The 7538-nt window shown below is 59.5% G+C and carries 4 protein-coding genes and 1 pseudogene; all 5 read left to right on the top strand.

Annotated elements, in window-relative coordinates:
• Positions 1-378: response regulator transcription factor (locus EN879_RS17060; RefSeq protein WP_164774440.1), on the top strand; the 378-nt coding region annotated here is incomplete at its 5' end.
• A complete protein-coding gene (locus tag EN879_RS17055) occupies positions 375-1703 on the top strand; it encodes a HAMP domain-containing sensor histidine kinase (protein ID WP_063169275.1) in 1329 nt (442 codons plus the stop codon). The genes EN879_RS17060 and EN879_RS17055, both read left to right, overlap by 4 nt.
• Before the next feature lie 1950 nt (positions 1704-3653).
• Positions 3654-4958 (top strand): annotated as a pseudogene (locus EN879_RS17050) (pitrilysin family protein); the annotation flags it as partial.
• Between the two features lie 9 nt (positions 4959-4967).
• Positions 4968-6233, top strand: a complete 1266-nt coding sequence (locus tag EN879_RS17045; RefSeq protein WP_128311092.1) for a pitrilysin family protein — start codon at positions 4968-4970, stop codon at positions 6231-6233.
• 415 nt (positions 6234-6648) lie between these two features.
• Positions 6649-7538 (top strand): aldehyde dehydrogenase family protein (locus tag EN879_RS17040; RefSeq protein WP_127274146.1); only part of this gene is annotated, 890 nt, incomplete at its 3' end.

The following is a 7538-nucleotide window of genomic DNA, read 5'->3' as shown; positions in this document are numbered from 1 at the left end:
GCCGACGACTATTTGGTCAAGCCGTTCGATCTGGGGGAACTCTCGGCACGCATCCGTGCAGTGGCACGTCGCCAAGGGCATTTTCCGGAGCCGCAATTTTCGGTTGGGACGCTTTCCATACAGGCAGCCGAGCGACGCCTCTTCCGCGACGGGCAGGAGGTCCACCTGTCTGGACGCGAATGGGCGGTGCTCGACTGCCTTCTACGCCGGCCCGGTTCGGTCGTTTCAAAGGGGAGGATCGAGCACGCGCTTTATTCATTCAATTCGGAGTTCGAGAGCAACACAGTGGAGGTTTATGTCAGCCGGCTCCGCAAGAAGATCGGCGGGGATAGAATAGCAACCGTGCGTGGCTCCGGATACAGGCTCGTGGTCACATGACGAACTCGAACAGCATGACGAGAAAGCTGATATCGTGGTTAGGCGGGGCAACGCTCCTGGTTTGGATCGCCGCCCCAACCATTGCTGCGTTCATTTTTTGCAATAATGTAAACGAAAGTTCGGATGACTTGCTCCAGGGGAGCGCAGAGTACAGAGAACCAGAGCTGATCAAGGTCTTGAATGGAAAACACGTTGATCAATACAATAACCACTTGCCAACTTATGAAAAGTACTGGACCTATCGTGAGCAGGTTATTAATAAGTACGGGGTAGTGCTTATTTCTGAACCGGAAGAGGGTCAGCAGCCCTTCCCTGATGCTCCCCTGAGTAACGGCTTTTGGCGAAACGCTGATTACCGCGTCTACACAGAGGAGATCCAAGACGGCGTGTATCATCAGTTGGCCGAACCGCTTGATGGCCGCCGTACCACAATCGCGAAGGGCGCACTTTTTGTCTTCCTTCCGACACTCGTGCTCCTGCCCTTTAGCTTAGCTGTTTGGTGGATCGTGATCCGGCGCTCGCTGCGGCCAATCGAGGTACTGCGACAGCAGATCGGATCGCGCGACGGCGGCAATCTGTCACCAATGGACTTGGGCGATTTCCCGGCAGAGTTGGCTCCAATCGCGGCATCCGTCAATCGGCTTCTCGATCGTCTGCGGGCGGCTCTCGAGGCCGAACGCGAGTTCGCCGCAAACAGTGCGCATGAACTGCGCACGCCGATCGCAGGTTCAATCGCTCAGATGCAGAGATTAGTGGCCGAGCTTCCCAATGGGTCGGCCAAAATGCGTGCGCGCGGCATCGAGCAAGCGCTGTCGAGCCTTGGCCGCCTTGTCGAAAAAGTGCTTCAGCTCGCTCAAGCCGAATCGGGGGTTGGCATGGCGGATCACGCGATCGATCTTGTCCGATCGGTTCGGCTGGAAATCGATGACCTGAGGAAAAAGCCGCAATATGCCGGACGCCTGCATCTTAACGTCGACGGCTGCCCCACTTTGATGCGCAAAGTGGATGTCGATGCGTTTGGGATCCTCCTTCGTAACCTGATCGAGAATGCGCTGATACATGGACTGCCCACTGTTCCGACAACAGTTTCCGTCCAAACTGATGGAACCATCGCTATTGCAAACGCCGGACCGGTGGTGCCCCTCCCCGACCTCGAAGGGCTTACAAAGCGATTTAGTCGTGGTGCTACTCCTGCTGCGGGCTCAGGCCTTGGTCTACATATCGCTAACATGGTTATCCAGCGGATCGGTGGCAGTCTAGAGCTTGCGTCGCCCGCCCGCGGTCGCAATGATGGTTTCGAGGCGATCATACGAATTCCTCAATGACACCGGTGAATTCGACGACAGTTGGACACAGGGCGGATTGCTGGCAAGGCTGCTGACAGGGCGAACTGTACGGCAGTATGTATACGGCGTAGAAATCGTACTTCACACAACGCATTTCGGCCGCGGCAATCAATGCCGCTATCATCGTCTGAGCAGTTCGATCGAAGCGACACGACATGATCGGCAAAATCGAAGGCTCCGCCTCACCGCTCGCTCGATTTCGCCCGGGGAGAAAAAAGGCCATCCGAGAAAGTGCAAGCCGCCGCGCAAAGGCGACGTGTCCAATTGTCTGGGTGCCCCTGTGCGCCGGCCCGATCGGGTTGGCGCAGGTCCAGTAAGGACCCGGACCAACCATTCCATTTAGACGACCGGCAGGTTTTAATCGGCGTCCGGATCGCCGTCCCAAAATGCCCCAAGTATACGGCTAGAAAGGCTGCCAACGATCGAGCTTTGGTCGGAGGCGTGCTTGTCAGCGTCTTGGGTGCTTGACCGGCCTTTGCAATGGCCATCGCCATCGCAAGTATCGTGCGTGGCCAGTGAGACCGCAATTTCATCAGCCTGGAGCCGACCGTATCGGTGCTTTTTTATGATTTAGGGATTTTTCGTTTTCCTCTTGGATCATCACGGGTTTGGAGAGGATCTGGTGTTAAGTGCCATTCGGAGCGCCGGCGAACGGCCCGAAATTAATGTGGTCGAGTGATGAAGCCTCCCGAATGCGTTAAACGAGACCCTTTATGGCGGCCCTGGCTGACAACAGTCTGAAAGCTGCAAGCGGCATGCGAAAATGGGGCGATCCTGAATGACGACAGATGCTATCAACATGAAAGAGGCTCGCCCTGAAAGCTGAGCACGCTTTATGCTCAGGCTGCTGACAAGGCCAAAGCAGCGTAAGTGCGTAGTGAAATCCAAGGTCCACATGGGTCGTCGCGCGTCCCATGCGCCTGGGAAGGCGCCGGCCCGGCCAAGCTTTCCCAGCTCGTCCGCATGATGCTTCGCTGAGCGTCAATGGACGTTGGCGCGAGACCAAGGCGTCGTGCGTTGCAATCCGGACGGTCCAGGGTATCAGGAGTTTCACGGCCTCGGCCCGCTTGGCTGGCCACAGTTGAAGCTCCAACGTACCGGCTGGCACCGGGAAATTGGGCTCTGCGCTGCCTCAACGCTGATGGCACGGTCAATGCTTGCCTACCGATGGGGCCGCCCATGCCGTGATGCTGTCGGTCGACGTTCGCAAACCAGACCCTCGCGAGACCCAGCGAAGGGGCTCGCCGGTACGACGAGGGACCTTACCTCTTTATGCGCGGCATCATTATCGAGGATGACATGTTGCCTTACACGTCGTCCCTCGCGCTCGGGTCTTTGTGGGGCGGATGAAGTCCTGATCGCGGTGGCACTGCTGCATGTTTGCGTAAGACCCATCCAGTCACGATCGCGCTGTCCTTCGATGTCGCGGTGCTGATAGGCGGGCAGATCGGTGTGCGCGGCGCCCGCCAAAGGATCGTCGTCACGCCGGAGGAGGCGAGCGTCATAGCCGGCGCGCCGGCGAAAGGCGCTTTCTGTCGGATGCCCGACAATGTCGGATATCGCAAGTATCAAGGTTGGATCAAACCTTGCGAATCGGGGCTTTCTTACTTGGCACGGGGCATGCTCAGGTATCCGCAAACACCCAATGGATAACGAGCAGACTTCCCATGGCCTCACCATGCCGAAAGTTTCCCGGACGCATCCAAAGATGAGGCTCGCGTCAGGCCCAGCAACACGCTGACGGCTCATGTGGCTCGGCGTCGCGTGCCGATCCACTTTCTCCCAATAGGCGTTCGGGAGACATAGATCCTTCAAAATGAGGAACAGATCACTTTGCCAGGAACGCAGCCCATAACCCCACTCTCCCTACCAGAACTACCAAGCAAGCCCCGCACTCATGGGCTTCGCAGGACGTCCGTTGCGTCCGAGTTGGTCGGCGCGGGGCCGGCTCCGATCCCCGTCGCATGGGAGGACGGCAAGGCGAGGGATTTCGTGCTCGACAACGGCATGGAGGTGGTCGTCATTCCCAACCACCGGGCGCCGATCGTCACCCACATGGTGTGGTACAAGATCGGCAGCGCCGACGAGCCGCCGGGCAAATCCGGCATCGCCCATTTCTTCGAGCATCTGATGTTCAAGGCGACGACCAACCATGCGGGCGGCGAATTCGACCGCGCAGTGTTCGAGATCGGCGGCTCCAACAACGCCTTCACCTCCTCCGACTACACCGCCTTCTATCAGACAGTGGCGCCGTCGGCGCTCGAGCTGATGATGAGCTTCGAGGCCGACCGAATGCGAAACCTCATCCTGACCGACGATGTCGTCAAGACCGAGCGCGATGTGGTCATCGAGGAGCGCCGCTCAAGCACCGACACCAACCCGCAGGACGTTCTCCATGAGGAGATCGACGCGACGCTGTGGCAGAACCACCCCTATCGCATCCCGATCATCGGCTGGATGCAGGAGATCGAGCAGCTGAACCGCGTCGACGCCACCGTCTTCTATGAAAAGTACTACTGGCCCAACAACTCCGTGCTGATCGTGGCCGGCGATGTCGAACCGGACACGGTGCGGGCGCTGGCCGAAAAGACCTATGGCAAGGTGGCGCGCGGACCTGACCTGCCGCCGCGCATCCGGCCGGTTGAGCCCGAGCAGAACACCAGGCGCACCGTCACGCTCTCAGACGCCCGCGTCAGCGTGCCCAGTTTTTCGACGCAGTGGGTGGTGCCGTCCTACCACACCGCCAAGCCGGGCGAGGCCGAAGCGCTCGACCTGCTGGCCGAAATTCTCGGCGGCGGTAACCGCGGCCGGCTCTACCAGGCGCTCGCTGTCCAGCAAGGTATCGCTTCCAGCGCCCGCGTCTATTTCCAGGGCACTATGCTCGACGACACCAAGTTCGCCATCTATGGCGCACCGCGCGGCGATGCCAAGCTGGCTGATCTCGAAGCGGCGGCCGCTGCCGAAGTTGCCCGCATTGCCGAGGATGGTGTCAGCAACGAGGAACTAGGCAAGGCCAAGGACCACTATTTGCTCAATATGATCTTTGCGGAAGACAACCTGGACTGGCTCGCCAGCATCTACGGCTCGACGCTGGCCACCGGCGGTACCGTGAAGGATGTCGAGGAACGGCCGAATCGCATCCGCAAGGTTACCCCCGAGCAAATCAAAGCAGTTGCCGCCCGCTATCTCGCGTTCGACCGTTCGACCACGGGCTATCTCTTGCCCAAGACGGAGAATCAAGAGATGACGCTCGGCGCTCGGCCCCATGCTGCGATGAACATCCAGGAGGTGAAGTCCGAAAAGGGCATCATCGCCTGGCTGGTGGAGGACCACACAGTGGAAATCGTCAACATCGGCTTTGCCTTCAAGGGCGGCACCAAGCAGGACCCGGTCGGGAAGGAGGGGATGGCCAAACTGATGGCCGGCCTGTTCATCGAAGGCGCTGGCCATTACGACAGCGGTGCCTTCCAGGTGAAGCTCGACCATGCCGGCGCCGAAATGAGTTTGGACGCGCAAAGCGACGACATCTACGGATCGATGTGCATGCTTTCCAAAAAGCAGGACGCGGCGTTCGGCCTGCTTCGGCTCGCGCTGAACGCGCCGCGCTTCGAGCAGGGGCCGATCGATCGCGTCCGCGCCGAGATTGTCTCCCGCATCGTCGGCAGCGAGCGAGACCCTAACGCCATCGCTCAGCGCAAATGGCTGCGCGCGATCTATGGCGCGCATCCTTGTTCAAGGCTGGGAGAAGGCACAAAAGAGAGCCTGCCCGGCATCACGCCGTCCGACCTCCGCGCCTTCCACCAGGCCATTTTCGCTCGCGACGGGCTCCATATTGCCGTGGTGGGTGACATTGACGCGAACACGTTGAGGGAAAGGCTTGACCAGCTGTTTGGTGATTTGCCTGAGCAACAAACCCTCGTCCCCGTCTACGATGTCGCGCCGAAACTCGGTCAACTGGTGGAGGAGAACTACGACCTGCCGCAGACTTCGCTGACGTTGGCCTGGCCTGGCGTGAAGCCTAGCGCGCCGGATTTCTACGCGGCCGTGCTGCTGAACGACATCCTTGGCGGCTCATACTTGACTTCCCGCCTTTACGAGGAGGTACGTCAAAAACGCGGCCTTGCCTATCACGTCAGCTCTGAACTAACCCTTGACTCGCTTCTGGTTACGACAGAGACACGCTCGGACTGCGCTGCCCAAACACTGAGCATCGTGCGAGATGTGGTAAAGCAGATGGCGCAGCAAGGACCGACCGGGGCCGAGCTCAAGGCGTCGAAGAAGCACCTGATCGGCGCCTATGCCATCGACCAACTGGGCTCGACCCGCTCGATTGCAGACCGGCTCCTGGATTTGCAGATTCACAAGGCCGACGTCGACTACAACCAGCGTCGCGCCCGCAGCATCGGTCGGGTGACGCTCAAACAGGTCAAGGCGGCGGCCAAAAAGCTGCTTTCGGCCGAGCCCGCCATTTTGGTGGTCGGCCCGCCGCTGGGCGGCAAGGATGAGTAAAGAAACTCATCTCACCTTCCTTCTTCATCGGGGCTTCTCGTGGGAAGAGCGAATGTGGAGGCCCGTGGGCCAAGCAGATCATGCAGACGCGCGGAGTCGTTTTCGCCGACCTTGCGCGGCATTGGCGGTCCGGCGGCCTCTCGCCGAAATGGCGCTCCTCAGCATGTATGCCGCCTTTTTGCAGAATTCAGTCGCATGCCACCAGCAGGCATGGTGGATGAAGCAAACATCCGACTGCTTAATCCATCAATTGATGAACCGCGGGCACTCAAACTAACGAAACTGCTGTCTTTTCATCGGGCTAGCGTGGTCTACCAGCTGCTTTGCCGAGGCCCTACGACGAACCCACTGGTGCAGAATACACACTGACGGCCTGTCGACCTGGATGTTCGCTGCGTTGAGGAGGAATCCGGTATTGCCCCTGTGCCTGCCGATGATCCGCCGTCTGAAATCCCCGCACCTGTTTGGAGCCATCGACCGCCTGCCGGCACTCGGCAGACCAGTTGGCAATAAGACGTTCGAGGTCGTCAATCCGTCGACCGGCGAAGTTTTGGCAGAGCTTCCCGATATGGGCGTGGAGGAGACACGTGCTGCGGTAGACAAGGCCTATGTTGCGCAGTCGGGATGGGCCGCGTTGACGGCCCGAGAACGTAGCGACGTTCTTTGGCGATGGCATCAGCTGATCATCGACCATGCAGGCGATCTCGCCGCGATTCTGACTGCGGAAATGGGCAAGCCGCTTGCCGAAGCCATTTCAGAGGTATCGCATGCGGCGGCGTATCTGCAATGGTATGCCGAGGAGGCCAATCGCGTCTATGGCGAGACGATCTCGGCACCCTCGACAGACCGCCGAATGCTAGTGATCAAGCAGCCCATCGGCGTTGTTGGCACGATCACGCCATGGAATTTCCCGGCCTCCATGGTGGCGCGCAAAATCTCGCCGGCCTTGGCTGCGGGCTGCACAATCGTGCTCAAGCCCGCTGAACAGACGCCGCTCGTGGCTGGCGCAATGTTCGCCCTCGCCCATCAGGCCGGCTTTCCCGATGGCGTGGTCAACCTGATCTATGCGTCCGAAGGTGATCGCGTGGGCCGTGAACTCTGCACCAATTCCAAGATTCGAAAGATCAGCTTCACCGGTTCGACCGAGGTCGGACGGCTGCTGATGCGTCAGTGCTCTGACCAGATCAAGAAGGTCAGCCTTGAACTCGGCGGCAATGCACCTTTCATCATCTTCGATGATGCCGACATTGACGGTGCTGTTGACGGTGCGGTCCAGGCGAAGTTCCGCAATGCCGGCCAGACCTG

This window comes from Mesorhizobium sp. M7A.F.Ca.AU.002.02.1.1, from assembly GCF_003998535.1.
Taxonomy (GTDB): domain Bacteria; phylum Pseudomonadota; class Alphaproteobacteria; order Rhizobiales; family Rhizobiaceae; genus Mesorhizobium; species Mesorhizobium ciceri.
The sequence above is the reverse complement of the archived record's forward strand: the minus strand, read 5'-3'. Positions and strand labels throughout refer to the sequence as shown.